The organism is Salipiger bermudensis, from assembly GCF_020171625.1.
In the GTDB taxonomy this organism is placed as follows: Bacteria; Pseudomonadota; Alphaproteobacteria; order Rhodobacterales; family Rhodobacteraceae; genus Salipiger; species Salipiger bermudensis_B.
The window spans coordinates 264,014-288,746 of record NZ_JAIUZY010000006.1; the positions used below are offsets into that span (position 1 = coordinate 264,014).

General features: G+C 65.9%; 21 protein-coding genes. 5 read left to right on the plus strand and 16 right to left on the minus strand.

All coding sequences use genetic code 11. The features are described 5' to 3' along the window. Nucleotides 1–34 precede the first annotated feature (34 nt). Together LCM15_RS13200 and puuE are read right to left on the minus strand one after the other, a co-directional pair. A complete protein-coding gene (locus LCM15_RS13200; protein ID WP_224857139.1) occupies nt 35–520 on the minus strand; it encodes an ureidoglycolate lyase in 486 nt (161 codons plus the stop codon). Beyond that, nucleotides 517–1,929: an allantoinase PuuE gene (puuE, locus tag LCM15_RS13205; RefSeq protein WP_224857141.1), complete on the minus strand. Its 1,413-nt coding sequence runs from the start codon at nt 1,927–1,929 to the stop codon at nt 517–519. The genes LCM15_RS13200 and puuE overlap by 4 nt, the downstream gene beginning before the upstream one ends. Nucleotides 1,930–2,074: 145 nt before the next feature. Here puuE and uraH point away from each other — a divergent pair, with 145 nt between their 5' ends. Continuing rightward, a complete protein-coding gene (gene uraH / locus LCM15_RS13210; protein WP_224857143.1) occupies nt 2,075–2,431 on the plus strand; it encodes a hydroxyisourate hydrolase in 357 nt (118 codons plus the stop codon). Nucleotides 2,432–2,713: 282 nt separating this feature from the next. Here uraH and LCM15_RS13215 read toward each other — a convergent pair whose 3' ends face one another. Together LCM15_RS13215 and LCM15_RS13220 are read right to left on the minus strand one after the other, a co-directional pair. Next, on the minus strand, nt 2,714–4,615 hold the full coding sequence (locus LCM15_RS13215) for an amidohydrolase (protein ID WP_224857145.1): 1,902 nt from the start codon (nt 4,613–4,615) through the stop codon (nt 2,714–2,716). 520 nt (nt 4,616–5,135) lie between these two features. Beyond that, entirely contained in the window at nt 5,136–6,047 is a 912-nt protein-coding gene (locus LCM15_RS13220) for a LysR family transcriptional regulator (protein WP_224857146.1), read from the minus strand. 168 nt (nt 6,048–6,215) lie between these two features. On the opposite strand from LCM15_RS13220, the gene LCM15_RS13225 reads away from it, so the two are divergent. Next, on the plus strand, nt 6,216–7,457 hold the full coding sequence (locus tag LCM15_RS13225) for a urate hydroxylase PuuD (RefSeq protein ID WP_224857148.1): 1,242 nt from the start codon (nt 6,216–6,218) through the stop codon (nt 7,455–7,457). A gap of 88 nt (nt 7,458–7,545) precedes the next feature. Here the strand turns inward: LCM15_RS13225 and LCM15_RS13230 are convergent, their stop codons facing one another. From LCM15_RS13230 to LCM15_RS13260, 7 genes are all read right to left on the minus strand, one after another. Then, the gene (locus tag LCM15_RS13230) at nt 7,546–8,541 is read right to left on the minus strand and encodes an alpha/beta hydrolase (protein ID WP_224857150.1); all 996 of its coding nucleotides are present in this window, start codon (nt 8,539–8,541) and stop codon (nt 7,546–7,548) included. A gap of 146 nt (nt 8,542–8,687) precedes the next feature. Then, nucleotides 8,688–10,973: a FepA family TonB-dependent siderophore receptor gene (locus LCM15_RS13235; protein ID WP_224857152.1), complete on the minus strand. Its 2,286-nt coding sequence runs from the start codon at nt 10,971–10,973 to the stop codon at nt 8,688–8,690. Between the two features lie 422 nt (nt 10,974–11,395). Continuing rightward, nucleotides 11,396–13,285, minus strand: coding sequence for a bifunctional sugar phosphate isomerase/epimerase/4-hydroxyphenylpyruvate dioxygenase family protein (locus LCM15_RS13240; protein WP_224857154.1), 1,890 nt, complete (start codon nt 13,283–13,285; stop codon nt 11,396–11,398). Between the two features lie 25 nt (nt 13,286–13,310). Next, nucleotides 13,311–14,585 carry a TRAP transporter large permease gene (locus LCM15_RS13245; protein ID WP_224857156.1) on the minus strand — a complete coding sequence of 425 codons (1,275 nt, stop codon included), beginning with the start codon at nt 14,583–14,585 and terminating at the stop codon, nt 13,311–13,313. 3 nt (nt 14,586–14,588) lie between these two features. After that, nucleotides 14,589–15,119 (minus strand): TRAP transporter small permease, encoded by a 531-nt coding sequence (locus tag LCM15_RS13250; RefSeq protein WP_224857158.1) that lies wholly within the window; start codon nt 15,117–15,119, stop codon nt 14,589–14,591. An 86-nt stretch (nt 15,120–15,205) separates the two neighbouring features. Continuing rightward, a complete protein-coding gene (locus tag LCM15_RS13255; protein ID WP_224857160.1) occupies nt 15,206–16,216 on the minus strand; it encodes a DctP family TRAP transporter solute-binding subunit in 1,011 nt (336 codons plus the stop codon). Between the two features lie 17 nt (nt 16,217–16,233). After that, nucleotides 16,234–17,139: a shikimate dehydrogenase gene (locus tag LCM15_RS13260; RefSeq protein ID WP_224857162.1), complete on the minus strand. Its 906-nt coding sequence runs from the start codon at nt 17,137–17,139 to the stop codon at nt 16,234–16,236. A gap of 129 nt (nt 17,140–17,268) precedes the next feature. Here LCM15_RS13260 and LCM15_RS13265 point away from each other — a divergent pair, with 129 nt between their 5' ends. Further along, nucleotides 17,269–17,934, plus strand: coding sequence for a TetR/AcrR family transcriptional regulator (locus LCM15_RS13265; RefSeq protein WP_224857164.1), 666 nt, complete (start codon nt 17,269–17,271; stop codon nt 17,932–17,934). 103 nt (nt 17,935–18,037) lie between these two features. Here the strand turns inward: LCM15_RS13265 and LCM15_RS13270 are convergent, their stop codons facing one another. From LCM15_RS13270 to LCM15_RS13285, 4 genes are read right to left on the minus strand one after another with little or no spacing between them, the layout of a single operon-like run. After that, on the minus strand, nt 18,038–19,312 hold the full coding sequence (locus tag LCM15_RS13270) for a cysteine desulfurase-like protein (RefSeq protein ID WP_224857166.1): 1,275 nt from the start codon (nt 19,310–19,312) through the stop codon (nt 18,038–18,040). A 33-nt stretch (nt 19,313–19,345) separates the two neighbouring features. Further along, nucleotides 19,346–20,083 carry an amino acid ABC transporter ATP-binding protein gene (locus LCM15_RS13275; protein WP_224857168.1) on the minus strand — a complete coding sequence of 246 codons (738 nt, stop codon included), beginning with the start codon at nt 20,081–20,083 and terminating at the stop codon, nt 19,346–19,348. Next, nucleotides 20,083–20,754 (minus strand): amino acid ABC transporter permease, encoded by a 672-nt coding sequence (locus LCM15_RS13280; RefSeq protein WP_224857170.1) that lies wholly within the window; start codon nt 20,752–20,754, stop codon nt 20,083–20,085. The genes LCM15_RS13275 and LCM15_RS13280 overlap by 1 nt, the downstream gene beginning before the upstream one ends. A 50-nt stretch (nt 20,755–20,804) precedes the next feature. After that, nucleotides 20,805–21,587, minus strand: coding sequence for an ABC transporter substrate-binding protein (locus tag LCM15_RS13285; RefSeq protein ID WP_224857172.1), 783 nt, complete (start codon nt 21,585–21,587; stop codon nt 20,805–20,807). A 167-nt stretch (nt 21,588–21,754) separates the two neighbouring features. Here LCM15_RS13285 and LCM15_RS13290 point away from each other — a divergent pair, with 167 nt between their 5' ends. Then, the gene (locus LCM15_RS13290) at nt 21,755–22,480 is read left to right on the plus strand and encodes a FadR/GntR family transcriptional regulator (RefSeq protein ID WP_224857174.1); all 726 of its coding nucleotides are present in this window, start codon (nt 21,755–21,757) and stop codon (nt 22,478–22,480) included. A gap of 83 nt (nt 22,481–22,563) precedes the next feature. On the opposite strand, the gene LCM15_RS13295 is transcribed toward LCM15_RS13290, so the two are convergent. Continuing rightward, nucleotides 22,564–23,481 (minus strand): LysR family transcriptional regulator, encoded by a 918-nt coding sequence (locus tag LCM15_RS13295; RefSeq protein WP_224857176.1) that lies wholly within the window; start codon nt 23,479–23,481, stop codon nt 22,564–22,566. Nucleotides 23,482–23,635: 154 nt separating this feature from the next. On the opposite strand from LCM15_RS13295, the gene chvE reads away from it, so the two are divergent. Further along, a complete protein-coding gene (gene chvE, locus LCM15_RS13300) occupies nt 23,636–24,685 on the plus strand; it encodes a multiple monosaccharide ABC transporter substrate-binding protein (protein ID WP_318246063.1) in 1,050 nt (349 codons plus the stop codon). Nucleotides 24,686–24,733: the final 48 nt, after the last annotated feature.

Here is a 24,733-nt window from a genome sequence, read left to right on the forward strand (position 1 = left end):
TCCTCTTCCGACGGCCCATTTGGGTCTCGCCCGGTCAGGCGATGATCGTGTAGGGGTGCTCGAACCAGTGCTCCTGCAGGTTCTCGCCTGCGCCGATCCGGTCGATGACGGCAAAGAGGCCGGGACCGGAGAGCGGGGTCAAAACCCCGTGCCACGTGTTGCGATGAAAATTGATCCCCTGCCCCGCATCGGTGCGGAATGCGACCGGCGTGCCCGGCGTTCCGGCAGCATCCGGCGCGACGACGACCAGAAAGGCGTCCATCGACATCGGCAGAAAGGCCTGAGAGCCCAGCGGGTGCCGCTCCATCAGATCGAGCGTATAAGGCAGCGCGCGCAGCTCGGCCTCGAACAGGCTGATGCCCGCGGTGCCGCCCTCGGCGAACTCCAGCGTGGCGCGGTCATGGTATCGGCCGCAAAGGCCCTGATTGATCAGCTTGTCCGGCGCGCCCGCGGTATCCAAGACCTCGCCATAGGGCGCAAAGGCCTCTGCGGTCAGGGGTTGAATGCGGATCGTGCTCACGCGCCCAGCTTCTCGATCAGGCGAAGCTCGGCGATGCGTTCGACCTGACGGCAGGCCTCGGCAAACTCGGTGGCGCGGTCGTTGCCGATGCGGCGGTGGAAGGCGTCGAGGATACTGGCCTTGGTGTTGTCCTTCACCGCGATGATGAAGGGGAACCCGTGCCGCTCGACATATTCGCTGTTCAGCCGCTGGAAGGTCTCGCGCTCCTCGTCGGTCAGCAGGTCCAGCCCCGCGCCCGCCTGCTCCGCGGTCGACTCCGCCGTCAGCCGGCCGGCGGCGGCGAGCTTGCCCGCAAGGTCCGGGTGCGCGGTCAGCACGCTTAGCCTCTGTTCCTCCGAGGCCGACCGGAAGACCCGCGCGAGGGCGTTGTGCACCCCCGCCGCTCTGTCGCTGTAGGTGCCGAGTTCCAGCGCGTGTGCCCCCTGGGCGATCCACGGGCTGTGCTCGAAGATGCCGCCGAATTCGGCCACGAAATGCTCCCGGTCCATCTGCGAGGGCGTCACGCCCGAGGGCGCCGGATGCGTGGCGGCCCAGTGGTCGGCGATCTGCTCGCGCGTGGCGAACCAGACGCCCTCATGCCCCTGCATGTAGTCCATCACGCGCTTCAGCGCGGCCATCCGGCTGGGCCGCCCGATCAGGCGACAGTGCAGCCCGATCGACATCATCTTGGGCGCGCCCGCCTGACCTTCGGCGTAGAGCACATCGAAGGCGTCGCGGACCATCGCCTCGAAGTCGTCTCCCCGCGTGTACCCCGCCTGAATGGCGAAGCGCATGTCGTTGCAATCCATGGTGTAGGGCACGATCAGCTGGTCCTTGCCGCCGGCGCGCGTCCAGTACGGCAGGTCGTCGGAATAGCTGTCGGCGATATAGGCAAGCTCGCCCTCTTCCGCCGCCAGCGGGATCGTGTTCATCGAGCAGCGCCCGGTGTACCAGCCGCGCGGGGGCGCGCCCACCACTTCGGTGTGCAGGCGGATCGCCTCGCGGATCTGCGCGCGTTCCTCCTCGGCGGGCATGTCCTTGTGCTCGACCCACTTGAGGCCGTGCGACGCGATCTCCCAGCCCGCCTCCTTCATCGCCTTGACCTGCTCGGGCGCGCGGGCCAGCGCGGTGGCGACGCCGTAGACGGTGATGGGCACGTCCTTCAGCAAGGCGTGGACCCGCCAGAACCCGGCGCGGCTGCCGTATTCGTAGATCGTTTCCATGTTCCAGTGCCGCTGGCCGGGCCAGGGCTGTGCGCCGGTGATCTCGGAGAGGAAGCCCTCGGACGCCGCATCCCCGTGCAGGATGTTGTTCTCGCCGCCTTCTTCGTAGTTCAGGACGATCTGCACGGCGATTTTCGCACCCCCGGGCCAGTTCGCCTGCGGGATGCGCGGACCATAGCCCGCCAAGTCTCTGGGATAGCGCTGCACGTCTCTCACCTCCGGTTTATCATGTCATATTCCAGAAAAGTGCCGCGCATTATCAAAAAGAATGCGAAGGTGCCTCAAATGACAGCGCATTTGCGGCGCGCTGTGCGGCGGGTATGAAGAGGCAAAGCCAGCGGGAGATCGAAACATGAGCGGATATCTGACGACACACGTGCTTGATACGGCGCGGGGCTGCCCGGCAGAGGGCGTCCGCATCGCGCTCTATCGCGTCACGGGCGACACGCGCGAGAGGCTGGCCGAGACGGTGACGAACGCGGATGGCCGCACCGACGCCCCGATCCTGCCCGCCGAGCGCTTCGAGACCGGCACCTTCGAGCTGGTCTTCTTCGCGGGCGACTACCTGCGCGCGACCGGACAGGCGGAGGGCGACATCCTCTTCCTCGACGAGGTGCCGATCCGCTTCGGCATGTCGGAGGCCGAGGCCCACTACCACGTCCCCCTGCTGCTCTCGGCCTACGGGATGAGCACCTACCGGGGAAGCTGAGGGGCGTCAGACGCGGCTGCTCGCCTCACCACGGGGCGGCGAGGCAATGTCGAATGCCAGTCGAAAACGGCTCGAGCATAAGGACTTCCTGCGTCCCGACGGTGCGCTGCGCGAAGCGATCCCGCGCCAACCGCCGCGGATCTTCGCCTCAAACCGGCCCTGAAGGTAATCCGCAGGAAGGTCCGCAACGCGGACAAAGCGGGTTTTCGCTGCGGCTGCGCCAATGGGACTCGCGCATCGCCTTTGCCCTGCGGTAGGGGACATCAGGTGCCCTGCTGCAGTCTAATGATCGTGGTGATGCACCTTGCTGCGGGCGTGGCGAAGGGACGCGTCCAACACGCGCTCAGGGTCGTCGATAATGAGCCGGGCGCCCGTTTCGTCACTATCGCCGCCGGGGACGGCGGGCGCGGGCTGGACGCGGCCTTCAAGCACGGTTCCCCAAACACCGATGTCCGCCAGAGCCATGGGGTCCACCGTGAGAGGGTTCTCTTCGAGGATGGTGAAGTTTGCCAGCTTGCCGCGTTCGATGGACCCGATCTCGTCCTCCATCTGAATGGAATAGGCCGCGCCGAGCGTGATCCCCTTCAGGGCCTCCTCTGCGGTGATCCGCTGATCTGGACCAATGACCGAACCGCTCGTCGAGATCCGGTTGACCGCGGCCCACATGTATTTCAGTGGCTCCGCCGGGGCCATCGGCATGTCGGAGTGCATCGAAAACGGGATGCCGGCCCGGATCGCATCGCCAAGGGGCACCATACGCTCAGTGCGCTCTTTGCCGACATTTCCTTCCGCGTATCGGTCCGCGAGCGTCGGAGTGTAGACGGCGTTGGCGCTGACAATGGCGCCGAGATCCTTGATCCGCGCGATCTGATCCGGCTGGGCATAGCCGAAATGGACGACGACTGTGCGGTGATCATAGCGCGGACTTCGCTGCATGGCAGCCTCGAGCGTGTCGAGAAGGATGTCCAGACCGCCGTCGCCGAGGTTGTGGATATGAATCTGGAAGCCCGCGTCCCAATAGAGATCGAACACCTGCTTGAAGAACTCGGGCGTCATGATCCACTGGCCGTCATGCCCGTCGCGATAGCCGTCGCGCATGATCATGAGCTCACTGTAGATCGCGCCATCGAGCAAGAGCTTGATCTGTCCGGGCAGGAACTGCGTGCGTCCATCGCTGAGGGCCAGCATGGCTTCGGTCTCGGCCAGAACCTTCTCCGCGCCGCCGTTTTCCAGATGCATCACGCCGAGCGTACGCCCGTCGGGAATGAAGAAGAAGTTGAAGGGCGTGTCGTCCGGCCCGAAGGCTTTCGCCACCAAGGCCTGCGCCTTCGGATCGACGGGACCGGCCGGTTCGGCCAGCGTGGTAATACCGCTGCGGTGATAATAGTCTTCGGTGTATTCCAGGGACGCCATGACCTTGTCGATGGTCGCGAAGGCTGGCGCAAACTTCTCGAAGAAGACATGCTCCCAGAAGGCCGCCTCAAGGAAATGACCGTTCTCGAGATCGGCCTGGTGCCGCGCCAGAACGCTTGGCCAGCCCGCGATATAGTCCTCGGTAATCTCCAATTGTTCGAGCGCCACCGAGTTGAAGAACATCTCGTGGGTAGAGCGCTGCCAAACGGCGAGCGGGATATCGGGTGCGAGTTCGTCAAGGATCGCCCGGTTCATGTCGCCATGCCACGAGGCATGGTAGCCCCAGACCATCAATGGCCGACCGCTGGTTGCATCATAGGACGCGATCACCTCGGACAGTCGGGACCGGAACTCTTCCTCGCTGTTCGCAAGCGGAGAGAAGCCCGCAGGGGTTTGCCAGTCCTCGATCGAAATCACGGCATCCGACATCATCGTCAGCGCCCCCAGGAGCGGGTGCAGGTGCTGCTCGACAAAGCCCGGAACAATGACCTTGTCTTCAAATCTGCGATCGACCGCGTAGCTGCCGACGGGCAGGCGGTCCTCGATACCGTCCAAGGTCCCGACGTCGATGATCCGGCCATGCGCAACTGCCACTGCTTCGGCCGAGGGCGCATCCGGGTTCAATGTCAGAATTTCGCGGCCAACATAGACCATCGTGTCCGAAAGCTGAGGAAACCGATCAAATGCATCTTGAAGAGCGGCCGATTGTGCCGCGCCCTGAAGCGGGGCGAGAGCCAAAACAAGCGCTGGCAAGGCTTTGAGCAAACCCATTTGAGCCTCCGAATTCGCGTGGAAGTGGTATCAGAACACAGAAGGCAAGGCGCGGTGTCAATTGGAATATCGACGCGCAATGCTTTGGTTGCGGGAGCGCGGCCGCATATGCGTGACCGGCATAATTGAACATGGTCTACATCCTTGGAATGAGGGAAAAGCCGACGGGTCCGAAACAATTGAATTTCAGCCTTTGCCGTCTCGCAAGACCGGCACTGATCCCGATCTCGGCGTCAGAACTACGGTTCCCGCTTCGTCAAGCTCGAATGTCGAATTTGGGCTCTTTCCCGACCTTCGCCGCAATGCGCATGAACAACAGCGTCTGCTTGGTATATACGATCCGCGTCAGCGACCTGGCAGGAAAGTCGGTTTCGCCCGATACCTGACAGGCACCCGGGTCAGTGCGCCTTGCGCGGCACGCCCCTGTCTGTCTCAAGCGGCGGGCCCGTCGGTCTTGCCCCCCATTACCGCAGGGGCATCCCCCATCCGAGGTCAATGAAGGCGCGCCAAAGAGGCGGCCTTATCCTGCCTGCCAGAACGCCGCGCCGATGCGGTCGATCACGAATTCCATGAAGATCCGCGTCTTCGGATCCTGCCGCCGCCGGTGGGTGAAGAGGCACGCCATCTGCACCGGCACCGGCGGGGTCTTCTCCGCCACCGGCACGAGGGCGCCGGATTTCAGATGTTCGGCCACCTCGAAGACCGGCTTCAGCACGATGCCGTGCCCGCCAAGCGCCCAGTCGGTCAGCACGTCGCCGTCGTCGGACTCATAGCGCCCCGCGACGGCAAAGCGTCTCGGCCCCTCCGGCGTCTCGAGCCGCCACTGGAACTCCGCGGCCCCCGGAAAGCGCAGGTTGATGCATTCGTGGCGATCCGCCAGCAGCGCGTCGCCGTCCTCGGGCATCCCGCGCCGCGCCACGTAGTCGGGCGAGGCGCACAGGACTCGCGGCACGTCGGCGATCTTGCGAATGCGCAGGTTGCTGTCCTCGGGCTGGCCGAGGAAGAAGGCGAGGTCGAGCCCCTCTGTCGTGAGGTCCACCTTGCGGTCGGTGAGCCGCAGCCGCACCGAGACATCCGGGTACTGCGCCAGAAACAGGGGCACCTGCGGCGCGATCAAGCGCCGCCCGACGCCGAGCGGCGCCGCCACGTAGAGCGCGCCCTTGAGATGCTCGGTCACGTTGACGATCTGCGCCTCGGCGCTTTCCACCGCCGCGAGGATTTCGGTCGCGCCGCGGTAGAAGCTCTGGCCGTGCTCGGTCGGCGACAGGCTGCGCGTGGTGCGCTGGAACAGCCGCACGCCCAGATGCTCTTCGAGCTGGGAGATCCGCGAGGACGTCACCGCAGAGGAGATCCGCAGATCGCGCCCGGCCGCCGACATACTGCCCAATTCATAGACACGGACGAAGGTGCGGATGTTGTCGAAATAGGACATGTCGGCGTTTCCGGTTTCCTGTTTGGCGCGGGATCCCTCAGGGTCGGGCAGAGGACGGCCCAGCCCATTGTTCGGAATAATTTGATGGTGCTTGGTCTTTCCTGCGAATAGCAGGGAAAAACCGCCTCGGCTACTGTCACGGCGACCCGCAACGCCCCGGAGGACCCTATGTACGACTTTGCCATCATCTGGGACTGGATCGCCTTTTCCGTCCGCTGGCTGCACGTCATCACGGCCATGGCGTGGATCGGCGCCTCGTTCTACTTCATCGCGCTCGATCTCATGCTGAAGCCCAACCCCGCCCTGCCCGACGGCGCGTATGGCGAGGAATGGGAGGTGCACGGCGGCGGGTTCTACCACACGGTGAAATACCTCGTGGCGCCCTCCGAGATGCCCGAGCATCTCACCTGGCACAAATGGCAGAGCTACACGACGTGGCTCTCGGGCGCGGCGCTTTTGATGATCGTCTACTGGGTCGGCGGCAATCTGTTTCTGATCGATCCGAGCAAGGCGAATCTTGCCCTGTGGCAGGGCATCGTGATCTCGGGCGGCTCGCTGACCATCGGCTGGCTGGCCTATGACGCCATGTGCAAGTCGAAGCTGGCCGAAATGCCCACGCTGCTGATGCTGCTGCTGTTCGTCATCCTCGTGGCGATGTCGTGGGGCTATCACCAGATCTTCACCGGGCGCGCGGCGCTGCTGCACCTGGGCGCCTTCACCGCGACGATCATGACCGGCAATGTGTTCTTCCAGATCATGCCGAACCAGCGCATCGTCGTCGCCGACCTGAAGGCCGGGCGCAAGCCGGACCCCAAATACGGCAAGATCGCCAAGGTGCGCTCGACCCACAACAACTACCTGACGCTGCCCGTCGTCTTCCTGATGCTGGCCAACCACTACCCGCTGGCCTTCGGCACGCAGTATGCGTGGATCATCGCCTCGCTGATCTTCCTCACCGGGGTCACGATCCGGCACTACTTCAACACCATGCACCGCACCGGCAAGGGGCCGACCTGGACGTGGCCGGTGACCGTGGGGATCCTGATCCTCATCGCCTGGCTGTCGACCGTTCCCGGCATGGACAGCTACGAGGAAAGCGAAGCCCGCGCCCTGACGCCCTACGAAGAGAAGTTCGCCTCGGCGGAGACCTTCGAGGACGCCTATTTCGCCGTGGTCGGGAACTGTTCGATGTGCCACGGGCGGGAGCCGTCTTGGGAGGGGATGCACTGGCCTCCGAAGGGCGTTGTGCTGGAGACCGAGGCCGACGTTGCGCGCCATGCCAAGCAGATCTACCTGCAGGCCGGGCGCTCGCACGCCATGCCGCCGCCCAACGCCATCCAGATGGACCCCGACGCACGCCGCCAGATCGTCACGTGGTATCGAGACGCCACGCGCGGCGACGAGGGCTGAGGCGCGATATTCGACGGCTCAAAGGCGCAGGATCGAACCGGGGCCGGCATCGCCCCCCGTCTCCTGCGGGCGGCTTTAAGAGGGTCGCTCAGCGCCTCGCCGCCTCCGGAAACCCGCCTTCGAGCAACGCTCTGATCGAGGCGCGGAAGGTCTCGCCATGGCTCAGGCCCGGAAAGGTCGTCAGGCTGCCGGGAATGCCCGCGCCGCGCAGGGTCTCATCGAGCGCGCCGAGCGCGCCCTCCGGCAGGGCCGAGCGCATCCGCACCAGCTTTTGCGCCTCCGGATCGTCCGGCATGCTGGCCCGTGCGCGCTCCTGCCCGCCGTGGTGAAGATCGAGGGGCCGGTCCGGCCAGTGCCCGGCGGCCACCTGCGCCTCGATGCGCGGCAGCAGACTGCCGTTGTCCCACCAGAGCGAGGGGCTCGCGGTGACGTAGTGCGAAAACGGTGATGCGGGGTCTCCCGCCGCCCAGAGCACGAACAGCCCGCCGTAGGAATGGCCCCAGAGCGCGCTGCGCTGCATGTCGATGGGAGCGACGCGCTCGACGCGCGGCACGATCTCGCTCTGGATCAGCGCGAGGAACGCCCCTGCCCCGCCACCGGCCCGCCCGCGCGGATCAACGACCGGCGCGCCATCGCCGGACGGGGGCGTGTAGTCGCGCGTGCGCTGGTCTCCGGCGAACCGGCGCTCGGTATCGTAGCCGAGGGTGACGATCACCGGCAGCGTCGGCAGGGCCGCAAGGGCGTCGTCGGTCAGCAGCTCCAGCACCGCCTGCCCGTCGAGAGCGAAGATCACCGGAAAGCCGTCCTCGGGCGCCGGGCCTTTGGGCGTCAGGATGCCGATCTCGTAGGGCGTCCCGCCATCCGGGCCGGGGAAGGTGAGCCGGTCCGTGTCGACCACCTCGGAGCCGGTCTCGAGGATCGACGGACCGAGCGGCTCGTGCGATGGCTGCGCCGCGACGGGCAGCGGCCGCAGGAGCAGGGCCGCCAGCAGGGAGAGGGCGAGGATCGGGGAATAGCGCATGTCGTCTCCGGTCGTGGTCAGGGTGCCAAGCGCGAGGCCGGGCAGCACTGTGTGGGCGTGCACCGTGCGAGCGCCGCGCCGAGATGCGCCGCGGCAAGGCACACTTCCGCAGCAGCGAGGCGGCGCAGGCTGTGTCGCATCGATCTTTGCGGCAAAGGGATCGCGGCCCGGGGCATGAGGGCACCCCGGGCCGCGACGTGACGCTCGGATCAGAACGTCTTGGTCAGGCCGAAATAGTAGCCCCGGCCCGGTTCGTTGTAGGTGTTGGCGCCGTCGCCCGAGCGCAGGATCTCGGTGTCGAAGACGTTGGTCACGCCCGCCTTCAGATCGAAGCCGTTGTCGAACGTGTAGGTCATCCCGAGGTTCACCAGCGTATAGGGGTCGCGGTCCTCGTCGTCGCTGGCCTCGATGCCCACCGCGGCGCTGCTCTCGGCGGCGGAGATCTTGCCGTAATGGGTCAGCGACGGGATCAGGGTGAACCTGTCGTTCACGTCCCAGCTCATCGAGGCGTTGATGGTGTATTCGGGCACCAGCGACAGCGGCACTTCGATGCTGCGCGCCGGCAGGACGGTGCCGTCGCTGCGGACGCCGCCATCGATCTCGAGCTGCTGGCTGGATTCGATCATGTAGGTGCCGTTGATCGCGACATCGAGATCCTCCCGCACCTGCATGGCGAAGCTGCCCTCGAGACCCTGAACGCGGGATTCGGGGATGTTGTCCCACTGGAAAATGCGGGCCCGACTGCCGTCCACGAAGGCGGTGCCGACCTGATCGAGACCGGACTGGATCTTGTCGCGGTAGTCGTTGTGGAAATAGGTCAGCGTCGCGTTGATGCCGTTGTCGATCCCGGTGTACTGGACCCCGATTTCCTTGTTGATCGATGTCTCGGGCGACAGGTCCGGATTGCCGAGCACGTAGCACGGCCCGTCCCTGTTGTAGGGATAGGGGCAGCCGAAACCTCGGGTGACGTAGACGTAGGTCTCGGCCATCTGGTAGGCGGTCGGGGCCTTGTAGGCCTTGGCGACGCCGCCCTTGATGGTCCATTCCGAACTCAGCGCATAGGACGCGTTGAGGCCGCCGGACCATTCTCCGCCGAAGGTGTCGGAATGGTCGTAGCGCAGCGACGGGGTCAGGGTGAGCCGGTCGTTCACGAGGATGTTGTCCTCGAGGTAGATCCCGAAAGTCGTCTGCTCGGTGTAGGGATCGCCACCGGTGGAATCGATGCGGCCATCATCGGTGGTGATCGAGTAGAACGAGCTGTAATCCGTCAGGTCGAGCTTCTCCCAGCGCAGCTCCGCCCCGAGCGTCAGCTCTGCCGCGCTGCCGCCGATCATGTGCGAGATATCGGCCTCGGACTTGGCGGCGATCGCCTCGAGGATCGCGGTGTCGTAGTCGTCGGTGCTGTTGATCGCCCCTTCGCCACCACCGGCAGGGCCTTCGGTCAGACGGCGGTTGTCGGTGTGCTCGTACTGGATGAAGCTGTTGGTCTCACCCCAGCCGTAGGAGCCGAGATGCGTCAGCGCGAAGGTGCCGCGCTTCATCACGTTGGTCTCTTCGCCGTCCTTGGCCAGAGCTTCGATCTCGCTCCCGGGGGTCAGGCCGTTGCCAAGCTGGGTGTCGCCGGCAAAGAGGTTGCCCTGACGCGAATAGCCCAGCTCGACGTTGAACTGGTTCGCCGCACTCGGCATCCAGTCGAGGCGCAGGGTGTAGTCCTTGTTGACCACGCCTTCGACGCCGGCCTGCGTTGCGTCGCAGGATTGCACGCCGTCCTCGTCGACTTCGCAGTCGATCTCGTCTTCGTTGATGTCGTAGTCGTCGGGATCGGTCTTGTTGTAGTTGGCGCTGAAGCGCAGCGCGACCTCGTCCGTGAGACGCTTGGCCCAGAGCAGGTTATACCGCTGGGTCATGCCCTCCTTGCCGCTTTCGGGCAGGTCGAAGCTGGTGCCGATCTGCAGGAGGTCCTCGTCGGGGGCCTTGGTGATGATGTTCACCACGCCGCCGGCGGCGCCGGAACCGTAGCGCGCCGCGGCCGGGCCGCGGATCACCTCGATGCTCTCGACCATCTCCGGAGGCACCCAATTGGTGTCGCCGCGGGTGTCGCGTTCGCCGTTGCGGCCCTGCTTGACGGAGGTGCGCGAGAGCACCGGCTTGCCGTCGATCAGGATCAGCACGTTCTCGGGGCCCATGCCGCGAATGTCGACCTGGCGCTGGTTGCCGCGCTGGCCCGACGGCGAGGAGCCGGTGAGGTTGACGCCGGGCATCTTGCGGATGATCTCGGCCACGTCGTTGACGACGGGCTGTTCGGCGATGTCTTCCTCGGTGATCGTCGAGGCACCGAGCGCCTGCTTGATCTGTTCCTCGGCGGTCAGCACGAGGGTGCCGAGGTCGTATGCGGTGGCGGAAGGGGTGTCCTGTGCCCGGGCGACGGTCCCGGTCGCGAGGGAGCACAGAAGGATCGCTGACCCGCAGGCCAGCCTTGAGCGCGCAGACGTCATGCACGTTCCTCTCGGTTCAAAGATGAAAGGGAAGTGCTGGCAACTCGCTGGCGCGTGGGATGTGTAGGGCGTTTCGGACGCGGTCGGCCAGTCCCGACGGCGAAATCCGGTGCCCCGGGCGCCGGCGCGTTGCATTTTTGTCGTTCTCAGTGGCGGCTGGGACCTGGTCGCAGGGTGCCGTGTGCGGCACCCCTCGCGCAGGCGCGCCATCGGCCTTGGTCGCGTCGTCCGGTCATCCTCGCCCGGTGCTCAGGGCCTATCAGGAGGCCCGAGGATCGGAGTGGTTCAGAGTCGGTAGTGGTCGGAGCTGAGGTCGCCTCGCGTGCGGGATAATCGACGCGGGCCAGCCTAAAGGCCGCCGGAACCACTCCACTAGAGAACGCGCTGGGAAGAGCGTGCCCCGCCGAGACCGGCGCACGGCCTCAGGTCTGCGGGATGCCCTTGCTCGGCCCGAGCCGCTTTTGCGCCGCGATGCGGAACGGCGCGTTTGGACCGCCAAAGCCGGTGTAACCCGGCCCGCGCTGCACGATCTCGAAAAACATGCCACTGGCGAAGGCGCGCGAGTAGAGCTGGAAGAACTCCGCCTCGCCTTCGCGGTCGTAAAGGATGTTGGCCGCGCGCAGACGCTCGAGCAGGCCCTCGGGCATGTCGAACCGCGCGGCAAGGTCGTCGTAGTAGTTGGCCGGGATCGGCAGCGCCTCGAACCCCCTTTGCGCCATCTGCTCGGCGGTGGCGAAGATGTCGTCGCTTGCCAGCGCGATGTGCTGCACCGACGCCCCAAAGGTCGAGGCGAGGAACCGCCCCGCCAGCGTCCGGTGGGTCTCGGCGCCGTTCAGCGTGATCTTGAACCGCCCGTCCCGGCTCTCGACCACCTGGCTGCGCACCAGCCCGTCCGGGTCGATGACATCAACCATCGGGGACTTCTGCATGTCGAAGAGCGTGGTGTAGAACAGCGTCCAGCTCAGCATGTCCTCGTAGGACATGGTCTGCGCCAGGTGATCGATATGGAGGATGCCGGCCCCATCGGAGGGGGCGGTGTCGGTCCGGGCGAACTCGACATCCCAAACGCTGTCGAGCCCGCTGCCCGCGTCGATGAAATGCAGCACCGAGCCACCGAGGCCGCGGATCGCCGGGATCGCCAGTTCGCCCGGCCCGGTTGGCTGGGAAAAGGGCGTGGAGCCGAGCGCCTTGGCGCGGGTCACCGTATCGGCGGCCGACGAGACCTGAAGGCCGATGTCGCAGACCGACAGGCCGCGGGCGTTCCAGACATGGCTGGCATGGCCCTCGGTCTCGCAGTTGATGACGATGCGCACGTCGCCCTGCTGCCACAGCGCCACCTGCTTGTTGCGGTGCGTCGCGACCTTGGTGAAGCCCAACGTGCGCAGGAGCTGCGACAGGGTTTCGACCTCGGCGTCGCGGGCGGTGAACTCGATGAAGCTGACATCCTCGGCCCGGACCCGCGGCGGAAGCGCGGGCATATCGACCTTGCTCTCGGGCTCGGCGCGGCGCACGTCGTCCATCAGCGCCACCAGGGAGCGGTAGCCGTCCTGCGCGGTGTCCTTGGCGTTGGAGCCGCGGAACTGGTCGTTGAATATCTCGAGGCTGATCGGGCCGGCATAGCCCGCCGCCATCACCGCCTGCATGAAGCGGCGCACCTCGAGATCGCCCTCCCCCGGCATGTTGCGGAAGTGGCGCGACCAGTAGAGCAGGTCCATCTCGATTGCGGGCGCGTCGGCGAGCTGCACGAAGAAGATCTTGTCGCCGGGGATGGCGCGGATCGACTCCGGGTCGATCTTGCGCCCCAGCGTATGGAAGCTGTCGAGGATCAGCCCGACATGGTCATGATCGGCGCGGCGCACGATCTCCCACGCGTCGCGGTGATCGTTGATATGCCGCCCCCAGGCCAGCGCCTCGTAGCCCACCCGCAGGCCGCGTTCGGCGGCGATCTCGCCCAGTTCGGCGAGGTCATCGGCGGCCCGCTGGATGCCGCCAAGCGCGCGCGGATGCACAGAGGAGCAGATCAGGATCAGGTCGGTGCCAAGCTCCTGCATCACGTCGAACTTGCGCTTGGCCCGGTCGAACGCCTTGGCGCGCAGCGGCTCGGGCAGGCACTCGAAGTCGCGGAAGGGCTGGAACAGGGTGATCTCCAGCCCCTTGTCGCGGATCATCCGCCCGACCTCGCGCGCGCCGCCGTCATGGGCAATGAAATCCTGCTCGAAGATCTCGACCCCGTCGAACCCGGCGGCGGCGATGGCGTCGAGCTTCTCGGGCAGCGCGCCCGAGATCGAAACGGTGGCGATCGAGGTCTTCATTGCGAGGTCTCCCAAGGGGTGCGGATCAGAAGCCGAGCAGGGTCGGCAGCCACGTGACGGTCTGCGGGACGAAGGTGAGGATGATCAGCACCAGCACTTCGACGAGGAAGAAGGGCATGATCGAGCGGATCAGCCGTGCCATCCCGACATTGGCCACGCCCTCGGCCACGAACAGGCAGAGGCCGAGCGGCGGGGTGATCAGTCCGATCATCAGGTTGAAGATCACGAGGATGCCGAAATGGGTCGGGTCGACCCCCATGCTGACCGCGATCGGGTGCAGGATCGGCACCAGCACCAGCATCGCAGCGATGCCTTCGAGGAACAGTCCCACGAAGAGGAACAGGATGATGACGGCGATCAGGAAGGCGGTCTTGCTGTCGACATTGCCCAGCACCCAGTCGGTGAGCATGTTGGGGATGCGGTTGTAGGTCAGCAGCCAGTTCGCCGCCGCCACCGCCGCGATGATGATCAGGATCACCGCGCTGTCGCGCATCGCGCCCGAGAAGATCCGCGGCAGGGCCGAGAGCCTGATCTTGCGGTAGACAAACAGCCCAAGGATCAGCGCGTACCCCACGGCAAAGCTTGCGGCTTCGGTCGGCGTCACGACCCCGGCGAGGATCGAGCCCACGACAAGCACCGGCATCAGCAGCGGCAGGACGCCTTGCAGCAGGGCCTGTCCGTTCGAGGGCCCGTCGAGGTCTCCGGACTGGTCGCCGTGGTCGACCTTGACGGTCAGCATGACGTAGGCCGACAGGAACACCGCCAGCAGCAGCCCGGGGATCACCCCGCCGAGGAACAGCGCCGGCACCGACACGCCCGAGACGATCAGCGCGTAGATGATCACCGGGATCGAGGGCGGAATGATCGGGCCGATCACCGACGAGGCGGCGGTCAGGGCGGCGGCGAAGCTGCGGTCATAGCCGTGTTTCTCCATCTCGGGGATGAAGACGCGGCCGATGGCCGAGGTGTCGGCGACCGCCGAACCCGAGAGGCCGGCGAAGATCACCGAGGCCCAGATGTTGACCAGCGCGAGACCCGCGCGCAGGCGGCCCACCAGCACGTTGGCGAACGCGATGATGCGGCCGGTGATGCCGCTTTCGTTCATCAGTTCGCCGGCCAGCACGAACAGCGGGATGGCCAGCAGCGGGAAGGAGTTCAGGCCCTTGAAGATCTCGGTCGGCACGATGCGCAGGGTGTAGGGCGCGTCGCCCGTGGCCATGAAATAGAGCAGTGCGGCGATGATCGCGATGGCGATGGGCGCCCCGGCCAGAAGGCCGACAATGAGAATGGCGTAGACCATGGCTCAGACCTCCTCCGGTCTCTGGGTGAGGCGCTCGGCCAGCTTCAGGACGCCGGCGACCGCGAGCAGCGCACCGCCGAAGGCGATGGCGTATTGATAGGGGCCGACCTTGCCGATCCAGACCAGCCACTCGAGGCCGGTCGCGCTGGCGAGCCAGTCGGCGGTGCTCTTGAGGCCCGAGCTGTCGACATTGCCGCGGCGCAGCGCAAAGACATGCCCGGCATAGGCCAGCGTCAGACCCGAGACGATGGTGACGACGTCGGCGATCATGAACAGCACGTGGCGCACGCGGCGCGGCAGGGTGTCGGTGACCACGGTGAAGCGGATGTGCTGATCGGCAAGATAGGCCGCCGCCAGCCCGAACATGACGCCGTAGATCGTCAGGTAGATCGGCAGTTCCTCGCCCCACGGAACCGAGCGGCCCATGGTGTAGCGCCGCAGCGAATTGGCGAAGATAATCAGGAAGACGAGCGCCATGGACAGACCGGCTCCGAAGCCGAACAGCCGTTTCGCGGCGCGGGTAAGAGCGGTCATGTCGACTCCTCCGGAATTGAACAGGCGGGCGAAATTGGACAGGCGGGGCCGCCTCGCAGCGGCCCCGCCCCCGGCACGTGCCCCCCTTACTGGGTGGCGTCGCTCACGGCGGTTTGCAGGCGGTCGATCCACTCGGCATCATCGCCGAGCTCGCCGCGCAGGTACTCGATCACGGCGGGCTGCGCCTTTTCCGCGAAGGCGGCGATCTCGTCAGAGGTCGGAGCGTAGACTTCCATGCCCTCCTCCTGCACCTTGCCGACGCCTTCGGCGGTGTTCCACTGCTGGATCGCGCGGCCCATGTTGCCGGCGACGCGGGCGGCGCGCGCGACCACTTCCTGCTGCGCCGGCTCGAGCATGTCGTAGAACTCGTCCGAGATCAGGATGAAGTCGGCGGCGTAGACATGGCCGTCGAGGGTCATGTATTTCTGCAGCTTGTGCAGGCCGTTGTTGTAGATCACGCCGACCGGGTTCTCCTGCCCGTCGACCACGCCGGTCGAGAGCGCGTTCGGCAGCTCGGTCCAGGCGATCGGGGTCGGCTCACCGCCAAGGCCCTTGACCATCTCGACATAGAGCGGAATCGGCTGCACCCGGAACTTCAGGCCTTCCATGTGCTCGGGCTTGGTGATCGGACGCACGCCGTTGGTGAAGTTGCGGAAGCCGGTTTCGCCATAGGCCAGCGTGCGCAGGCCGGTCTGCTCAAGGCAGTGCTCGGCGAGCGCGTCGCCGAACTCACCGTCGAGCACATCCCACGCCACCGTGGCCGAGGAGAAGGTGTAGGGGATGTCGAGCACGGAGGCCGCCGGGCAGACCTTGGACATCGCGCCCGAGACCAGCACCACCTGCGTGAGGTTGTCCTGCGCCTGCGCGACCAGCTCGTCCTCGTTGCCGAGCGCGCCGGCCGGGAAGACCTCGACGGTCATGTCCGACTGGCCTTCGACGATGTTCTTGAAGATCTGCGCCGCGGCGCCTTTCTTGGAGCCGGTCCACTCGTCGGGGTCCACGTGCGCGACGCGGATGGTCTGGGCCGTGGCCGAGGTTGCTGCGAGGCTGCCGCAGAGCGCGGTGACGGCCAGCAGAGATTTGGTGATGGAACGCATGTTGTCCTCCCTTTGCGTTAGACGTTGCCCGCGGCTGCAGGCGCGGGCGGGGCCTTGTCGAAGGCCTCGAAGGTGGCCTTCATCCGGTTCGGGTCGGCGGGCCGGCCCGTGAAAAGCTCGAAGGCGCGCACCGCCTGAAACACCGCCATGCCCGAGCCGGGCAGCACGCGGCAGCCCTTGGCGCGCGCGGTCGCGATAAGCTGGGTCTCGAGCGGGAAATAGACGATGTCGGCGACCCAGAGATCGCCGGCGATGAGGTCCGCGTCGATCGCCATGCCGGGCAGCTTCGCCATGCCCATGGGCGTGGCGTTGACGACGCCGGTGGGACGATCCTCCGCGAAGAGTGCGGTGAGGTCGGACACCGCCTGCGTCTCGGTGCCGGGCCGGTTGGCTGCGACGAGCGCTGCCAGCCCCTCTGCGCGGGCCGGGTCGGTGTCGAAGATCGACAGCCTCGCGACGCCGCAATCGGCCAGCGCGTGGGCCACGGCAACGCCGGCGCCGCCCGCCCCGAGCAGGACCGCGTGGCGGGTGTCGGCGCCGGCAAGGCCGCGGCGGAAACTCTCGGCAAAACCCCAGAGGTCGGTGTTGTGCCCGATCCGCTTGCCGTTCTTCAGCACCACGGTGTTGACCGCGCCCACGGCGCGCGCGTTCTCGCTGAGCTCGTCGAGCAGCGAGATCACCTCGATCTTGAACGGGTAGGTGATGTTGAGCCCGTCAAAGCCCGCAGCCTCGGCGCCTGTCACCATGTCGGCGAGGGTCAGCGCGGCGCGCTCGGGCGCATCCATGTCGAGCTTTCGGTAGACCGTGAACATCCCCTGCGCCTGCGCTTCGCGCATCTGCATGAGGGGAGTGCGTGACAGCGTGATGCCGCGCCCGATCAGGCCGGCAAGCAGAGCGTCTTCGGATGTGGTGATGGTCTCCAAACCGTCCCCTCCCCTGGCGGTGTGTCGTTCTGTCGCCGACAATGGACCGCGCGGTTAATTTCGTCAAGACAATTGAACCGACGGGTTAAAAAGGTAGAATGACAAAGGAGAGGGAGGCAGGGGTATCCGATGGAAAAAGAAACAAAATCACGCCGATGGAAGCAGAATCCCGAGGCGGTGAAGTCGGATATCCTGCGCGTCGCGCGGTCGGAATTTGCCCGCAACGGGCTCTCGGGGACGAGAATCGAAGACATCGCGGCCGGCACCAAGACCTCGAAGCGGATGATCTTCTACTATTTCGGCGACAAGGAATCGCTCTACGAAGCGGTGCTCGAGGATTGCTATTCGGAGGTGCGGGCCGGTGAGGCCGAGCTTGATCTCGAGGGCCTCGATCCGGTGCAGGCCCTTCGACGGCTGATCGAATTCACCTTCGACCACCACCGCCGCAACCCGGATTTCATCCGTCTGGTGATGATCGAGAACATCCACGAGGCGCGCCACATGGAGCGGATGCAGCGCTTGCAGGAGCAAAATCTCGGCGCCATCGGCGTGATCGAGGGGATCTGCAAGTCAGGCCGCGCCGCCGGGCTGTTTCGCGATGATGTCGCCCCGGTGGCGCTGCACTGGCAGATTTCGGCCCTGAGCTTTTTCAACGTGGCCAACCGGGCGACCTTCTCGGCGAATTTTGGGGACGCGCTGTTCGACGAGGCGGGCCAGGCCCTGCTGCGCCGCAACGCCGTGCGCAGCATCCTCTGCTCGGTCCTCGCGCGCCCGGAGACTGTGGACCTGCGCTGACGCGCCCGGCGGGTCGCGCAGGCGCCCCTGCGCGGCAGGCCGGTCAGGCGTGGGCCGTCCGGGCGCCCTGCGGTGACGGCGAGGGCATCCGGGCGCCAGCCCCTCAGTCGGCTTCGGTCGCCAGCGACCGTTCCGCGCCGCTCACAACGTCGGGCAGCGCCGAAAGCAGCCGCTCAAGCTCGGCCAGGGTGTTGTAATGCACCATCGAGACCCGCACGACACCAGCATCGTGGTCTTCCCCGAGGTATTCGACCAACCGGCGCGAATGGAAATCGCCGAAGCGTATGGCGACCTTGTGGGCGTCCATCCCGCGCGCGACATCGCCCGAGTTCACCCCGTCGAACCGGAAAGCGATCGTCGGAACGCGCAGGTTGCGGTCATTGCGCGCGTCGCCGATCACCCGGCAGTCGTTGCGCGCGCCCAGCCACTCCAGAAGGCGGTCAGTCAGAACCTTCTCCTGACGCGCGATGGCCGCGAACCCCGCCTCGAACAGCGCCCGCCCCTCCGCGTCCGAGCCGGCCTTGCGACCCAGCGTCTGGATATAGTCCACCACCGCCGTCACCGAGTAGGCCAGCTCGTAGTTCGGGTTGCCCGGCTCGAGCTTTCCGGGGACCTTATCCTTGCCGTAGAAATAGTGATAAAGGCCGTCGAGCTCGGCCAGCAGCTCGTATTTGCCGTACATGATCGCGGTGTGCGGGCCGTAGCACTTGTAGAGGCTGAAGATGTAGTAATCGACATTCCAGCCGGTCACGTCGATGGCGCGGTGCGGCGCGTAGGCGACGCCGTCGACACAGATCTTCGCACCGCGCGCATGAACGAAGTCCGCGATCTCGCCCACCGGGTTGATCGAGCCGAGAATGTTCGAGACGTGATGCACGCAGACCAGCTTCGTGCGCGGCCCCATCAGCGGTGCGAGGTCCTCGAGGCGAAGCTGCATCGACGCGCGGTCGAGGGGCCAGACCTTGATCACCACGCCGAACTCGCGCAGCCGCTCCCACGGGCCGATGTTGGACTCATGGTCGGCATGGGACACGATGATCTCGTCGCCGGGTTCGAACTGGCTGCGCATCGCCGCCGCGAGGGTCTGGATCAGCACGGTGGTCGAGGGGCCGAAGACGATCTCTTCGGGTCGGGCGGCGTTCACGAAGGTCTGGGCGGCGCGGCGCCCGTCCATCAGTGCCTCCGCCGCGAGCTGAGAGATCTCGTAGCTGCCGCCGATCTGCACGTCGCGATGGGTAAGGAACTCGACGATCCGGTCCATGGCGGCCTGCAGCGTCTGCGAGCCGCCTGCGTTGTCGAAGAAGGCCCAGTCCTTGGCCAGCGCGGGAAACGCGCCGCGCACGAACTCCATGTCCAGTTGATCTGTGTGGTCTGACATCGGCTGTCCCTGTTGTCTGTCTTGAAGGGGTGTTCAGTGGTCCAGCACGGCGTGCAGGAAATTGCGGGTGCGCGTCTCGCGCGGGGCCGAGAAGAACTCGGCGGGCGGGGCGGCCTCGATCACCTCTCCCCCGTCCATGAAGATCACGCGGTCGGCGACCTGTCGGGCAAAGCCCATCTCGTGGGTCACCACCACCATGGTGACGCCGGTCTGCGCAAGGTCGCGCATCACGTCGAGCACCTCGCCCACCATCTCGGGATCGAGCGCCGAGGTGGGCTCGTCGAAGAGCAGCACCTGCGGCTCCATCGCCAGCGCCCGGGCAATCGCCACGCGCTGCTGCTGGCCGCCGGAGAGGCCGCTGGGGTACTTATCGGCCTGCGTTTCCAGACCCACCCGCGCGAGCAACTGATCCGCCTGCGCGGCCGCTGCGGCCTTGGTCGTGCCCCGCACGCGGCGCGGCGCGAGCATGATGTTCTCGCGCACGGTGAGGTGCGGAAACAGGTTGAAGCTCTGGAACACCATGCCGACCTCGGCACGCACCTTCGCTAGGGTGGAGCCGGGCAGCACCGGCACACCATCGACATGGATGGCACTGTCGTTCGAGAAATCCTCGAGCCGGTTGATGCAGCGGATCAGCGTCGACTTCCCCGAGCCCGAGGGGCCGACCACGCAAACCACTTCGCCGCGCGCAATCTCGAGGTCGATGCCGCGCAGGGCATGATAGTGACCGTAGAACTTCTGCAGGTTCCGGATGCTGATATAGCCCGACATCACACTCTCCCCCGGCTGAGCCGCCGCTCCAGACGCGACACCAGCAGCACCAGCGGCAACAGGAAGGCGAGGTAGATCGCCGCCGCGCCGATCAGCGGGCTGGGGTTCGCCGCGAGCGCCTGCGCCTGCGTCGCCTGTTTCAGCAGGTCCGGCATCGCCACGACCGAGGCCAGCGCCGTGTCCTTCACGACGTTGATCGAATTGTTGGTCAGCGGCGGGATCACCATGCGGATCGACTGCGGCAGGATCACGTCGATCATGGTTTGGCGATGACCGAGGCCCAGGGCCGCCGCAGCTTCGAACTGGCCCTTCGGGATCGCCTCGATCCCCGAGCGGAAGATCTCGGCCGTGTAAGCCCCTGAGACCATGGTCAGCGCGGTCATCGCGGATGCGAAGGGCGACAGCCGCACGCCCACGAAGGGCAGCGCGTAGTAGACGATGATGAGCAGAACCAGCAGCGGGATCGACCGGAAGACATCGATATAGATGCGCGTGAGGATCTGCACCGGGCGCGCCGAATAGAGCCGCATCATGCACAGCGCGAGGCCCAGCACCAGCCCGGCCAGAATGCTCGCGGCGCCCAGCTGAAGCGTGAGCCAGAGCCCCTTGAGAAGCATCGGAAAACTTCGGGCCAGCACCTCGAGATTGAAGAAGGTTTCGAACAAGTCCATCGGGATCCCCTGCAGGGACCCGGGCGCTTGCGCGCCCGGATCGCGCGCGTTTACTCTGCGCTCGGCATGTCGAGAACGGTCACCGTCGAGGTGCCGTCATCGGGCGCCGCGCCGAACCATGTCTCGTGCAGCTGCGCGAGCGTCCCGTCCTCCTTCAGACCGCTGATGATCTCGTTGACCTCGGTCGCCAGTTCCGCGTCCTTGGCGAACATGAAGGAGTATTTCTCGCCGGTCTCGATGCGCTGGACGACCTGCAGGGCGGGCTTGTCCTTGACGTAGTACTGAAGCGCCGGGATATCCGAGATGTAGCCGTCGATGCGGCCGGCGGTCAGGTCGAGCATGGCCGGCTGCAGGCCTTCGTAGCGGCGGATGTCGGCAAAGCCGTACTGCTCGGCGTGCTCGGTCGCCCACATGTCGCCGGTCGAGCCGGTGTCGACGCCGACGATCTTGTCGGTCATCTCGTCCAGCGAGGCAGGCCCGTCGGCGCCGACGGTGAGCGACTGGTCGCTGTCGTAATATGGTTGCGCAAAGCTCACCGACTGCAGGCGCTCGTCGGTGATGGTGATCGACGACATCGCCATGTCGATGCGGCCCGACTGGACCGCCGAGAACAGGCCGTTGAACGGGATGTTGACGATCTCGACCTCGCGGCCAAGCTTCTCCGCCACCGCATTGGCAAGATCGACCTCGAAGCCGACGAAGGCGCCGCTCTCGTCCTGAAACTCCCAAGGCACGTTGCCGATGTTCGCGCCGACGTTCAGCGCGTCCTGAGCCTGGGCGCTACCCGCGCCGGCGGCGGCTACCGCAAGCGGAATGAGGAACTTCCTGAGCATGTTTTTGTCTCCCTGTTTTTTATGACACCCGAATTGTTTCGGGCCTACCGGTCTGACCAGTCATACCGGTAGGATCACGCTGGCAAGATTCTTGCAACTGTGCAATCACCATTTTCAGCCCCGCGAGAGCCGTGGCAGACGCACCTGCTCAAAATAGGAACAGAGCGATGGACGAAGATTTCGGAAAGCTGCCCGTCACGGCGGTCGTGACCCGCCGGATTCAGGAGATGATCCGCAGCGGTGAATTCCCTCCCGATTCCAAGCTTCCCTCGCAGCGGGTCCTGTCGGAGCGGCTCGGCGTCTCGCGCGCCTCGCTGCGAGAGGCGCTCCTGACCCTCGAAACGCTCGGGCTGATCCGAACGCTACCGGCGCGCGGCACCTTCGTGGCCGGAGAGCGGACGCGCGCGCCGAAAGCCGGCCAGAACTGGCGCCACGATGCCCGCCATTCGATCACCGAGGTGTTCCAGACCCGGCTGGTGATCGAGAGCGAGATGTGTCGCCTCGCCGCCCCGGAGATGACCGACGCGGCGCTCACCGCCCTCGAAGCCGCCGCGCGCACCTTCGAAGAGGCGTGGCGCAACGGCGACCTGCTGGCGCATGTGGAGGCCGATCTCGCGTTTCACTCGCAGATCGCGGATGCCTGTCCGAACGGAATGCTGCGGCTGTTCTATCGCTCGATTCACGACGTGCTGACCGAAAGCCAGCGGGTGCCGATCCCGAACACCGAGGTCTCGAGAATGGAGACCTCGATCGCGGAGCATCACGCGATCCTCGCCGCGCTCAGGGCGCGCGATGCGACCGAGGCGGCGCGGGCGATGCGCACCCATATCGGCAACACCGCGGCGATTGCCGGGGCGCGTCTGGTGCAGGACGGCGAGGCGGACGGGGCGTAGCCCCATCGCGGAGCTCCTGCCCCCGAAGGCCCGAGGGTTTCGGACGTCGCGCCCTACCCCTGCAAACGCAAACGCAGCACCACTCACAGCCGCTTCAGCACCTCCTTTAGCACCCGCTCGGATGCACGCGACAGTTGCTGGCTGCGGTTGGAGAGCACGAAATACGGCGAGACCGTCATGTCGCAGGCCATCTCGAGCGCCACCAGCCGCGCCCCGAGCGCGCCGCCGGTCAGAATGTCGGCGACCTCCTTGGACTGCGGCGAGATCACGTCGGCCTGCGAGATGATCGAGAGCACGATCAGCAGCGACGAGGAGTTCGACACGTTCGCCGGCACCGGCGTGCCGGCCTCGAGAAAGGCCCGCTCCACCGCCTGACGGATCGGCGAGCCACGTTCCTGCATCACCCATTCGTAGCCGGCCACGGCCTCGAGCGGCAGATCCGGCCGGCCCGCCAGCGGGTGGGTGTCGCGCACCAGAAGCGTGACGCGCTCGGACCGGGCGGGGTAGACGTGAAACGCGCTGCTGTCCTGCTCCGGCGTCAGCCGGGCGATGATGAAATCGAGCCGCCCCTCCTGCAACCGGCGCACCAGTTGCACCGACGGCCCGACCTCGATGGTGGTCTCGATGTCGGGGCTCTCGCCCTTCACCTTGCGCAGGGCCGGCATCAGGCAGCCCACCGCCGGGCCCGTCACCGCGCCGACCCGCACCACGCCGGCCCGGCCGCCCGCGATGAGCGCCACCTCGGCCTCGAGCGTCTCGAGCTCCCACAGGACCACACGCACGTGGCGCAAGACCGCCTCCCCCGCCTGCGTAAGCTCCATCCAGCGGGGGTGCCGCACGAAGAGCGGCGTGCCCATATTGGCCTCGATATCCGCCAGCATCCGGCTTGCCGCCGGCTGCGAGATCGACAGCGCCTCGGCGGCGAGTTGCAGCTTCTGCTTCTTCGCGATCTCGTCGATCAGCATGAGGTGGCTCGGCTTCAGACGTCTGCTCAGATCCATCGGGGTGACATACCTAACGTGATATGGATTTCGTTCTGATTTGCATTTTACAGATATGCCGCGTTAGCGCTAGGCAGTCGATGGTTGAGGAGACCAGGAACTGATCAGCGGCCCCCAAGGCGTCAAGAGCCGAGCCGCGAATGTGGAGGAGTTCATGACTATCAAGTCCCTAGCGGCCGTTTCGGCCGCCGCTCTCATGCTGGCCACCGGCGCCTATGCCGATGGCCTGATCGGCATTGCGATGCCCACCAAGTCGTCCGCCCGCTGGATTTCCGACGGCAACTCGATGCAGGAGCAGCTTCAGGAAGCCGGCTACGAGACCATTCTGCAATACGCGGAAGACGATATCCCGAACCAGGTCAGCCAGATCGAGAACATGATCACCCGCGGCGTGGATGTGCTCGTAATCGCGGCAATCGACGGCACCACGCTCTCGAACGCGCTCGAAAACGCCTATTACGCCGACATCGAGGTGATCAGCTACGACCGCCTGATCCGCGACAGCCCGTATGTCAGCTATTACGCCACCTTCGACAACTTCCAGGTCGGCGTGCTGCAGGCGACCTCGCTGGTCGACGGCATGAAAGAGCGCTTCGGCGACGGCCCCTACAATGTCGAGCTGTTCGGCGGCTCGCCCGACGACAACAACGCCTATTTCTTCTACAACGGCGCGATGTCGGTCCTGCAACCGCTGATCGACGACGGCACCATCAACATCGTGTCGGGCCAGATGGGCATGGACACCGTTGGCACCCTGCGCTGGGATGGCGCGGTGGCGCAGGCGCGGATGGATAACCTGCTCTCGGCGCATTACACCGACGAGCGCGTGCACGGCGTTCTGTCTCCCTATGACGGGCTTTCGATCGGCATTCTCAGCTCGCTCAAGGGCGTGGGCTACGGCAATGGCGACCTGAAGATGCCCATCGTCACCGGTCAGGACGCGGAGCTGCCGTCGGTCAAGTCGATCATCGCGGGCGAGCAGTACTCGACGGTGTTCAAGGACACCCGCGAGCTGGCGGGCGTGGCGGTTGACATGGTCGAGGCGCTGCAGAACGGCACCGAGCCCGAGATCAACGACACCGAGACCTACGACAACGGCGAGAAGGTGGTTCCGTCCTATCTGCTCAAGCCGGTGCTGGTGGACAGCTCGAACTGGGAAGAGATCGTCGTCGAGAGCGGCTATCACGACGCCTCGGAGTTCTGAGCCAACGGATGTCCGGGGCCCATCTCCCCGGACGTCCGGACCCGGGCC

Excerpts from the sequence above, each read along its gene's own strand:
- LCM15_RS13220 (WP_224857146.1), bottom strand. The coding sequence starts at position 6,047 with ATGTCCTATTTCGACAACATCCGCACCTTCGTCCGTGTCTATGAATTG.
- LCM15_RS13255 (WP_224857160.1), bottom strand. The coding sequence starts at position 16,216 with ATGCGTTCCATCACCAAATCTCTGCTGGCCGTCACCGCGCTCTGCGGC.
- uraH (WP_224857143.1), top strand. The coding sequence starts at position 2,075 with ATGAGCGGATATCTGACGACACACGTGCTTGATACGGCGCGGGGCTGC.
- LCM15_RS13240 (WP_224857154.1), bottom strand. The coding sequence starts at position 13,285 with ATGAAGACCTCGATCGCCACCGTTTCGATCTCGGGCGCGCTGCCCGAG.
- LCM15_RS13250 (WP_224857158.1), bottom strand. The coding sequence starts at position 15,119 with ATGACCGCTCTTACCCGCGCCGCGAAACGGCTGTTCGGCTTCGGAGCC.
- LCM15_RS13270 (WP_224857166.1), bottom strand. The coding sequence starts at position 19,312 with ATGTCAGACCACACAGATCAACTGGACATGGAGTTCGTGCGCGGCGCG.
- LCM15_RS13265 (WP_224857164.1), top strand. The coding sequence starts at position 17,269 with ATGGAAAAAGAAACAAAATCACGCCGATGGAAGCAGAATCCCGAGGCG.
- LCM15_RS13290 (WP_224857174.1), top strand. The coding sequence starts at position 21,755 with ATGGACGAAGATTTCGGAAAGCTGCCCGTCACGGCGGTCGTGACCCGC.
- LCM15_RS13215 (WP_224857145.1), bottom strand. The coding sequence starts at position 4,615 with ATGGGTTTGCTCAAAGCCTTGCCAGCGCTTGTTTTGGCTCTCGCCCCG.
- LCM15_RS13235 (WP_224857152.1), bottom strand. The coding sequence starts at position 10,973 with ATGACGTCTGCGCGCTCAAGGCTGGCCTGCGGGTCAGCGATCCTTCTG.
- LCM15_RS13225 (WP_224857148.1), top strand. The coding sequence starts at position 6,216 with ATGTACGACTTTGCCATCATCTGGGACTGGATCGCCTTTTCCGTCCGC.
- LCM15_RS13285 (WP_224857172.1), bottom strand. The coding sequence starts at position 21,587 with ATGCTCAGGAAGTTCCTCATTCCGCTTGCGGTAGCCGCCGCCGGCGCG.
- LCM15_RS13245 (WP_224857156.1), bottom strand. The coding sequence starts at position 14,585 with ATGGTCTACGCCATTCTCATTGTCGGCCTTCTGGCCGGGGCGCCCATC.
- LCM15_RS13280 (WP_224857170.1), bottom strand. The coding sequence starts at position 20,754 with ATGGACTTGTTCGAAACCTTCTTCAATCTCGAGGTGCTGGCCCGAAGT.
- LCM15_RS13295 (WP_224857176.1), bottom strand. The coding sequence starts at position 23,481 with ATGGATCTGAGCAGACGTCTGAAGCCGAGCCACCTCATGCTGATCGAC.
- LCM15_RS13275 (WP_224857168.1), bottom strand. The coding sequence starts at position 20,083 with ATGTCGGGCTATATCAGCATCCGGAACCTGCAGAAGTTCTACGGTCAC.
- chvE (WP_318246063.1), top strand. The coding sequence starts at position 23,636 with ATGACTATCAAGTCCCTAGCGGCCGTTTCGGCCGCCGCTCTCATGCTG.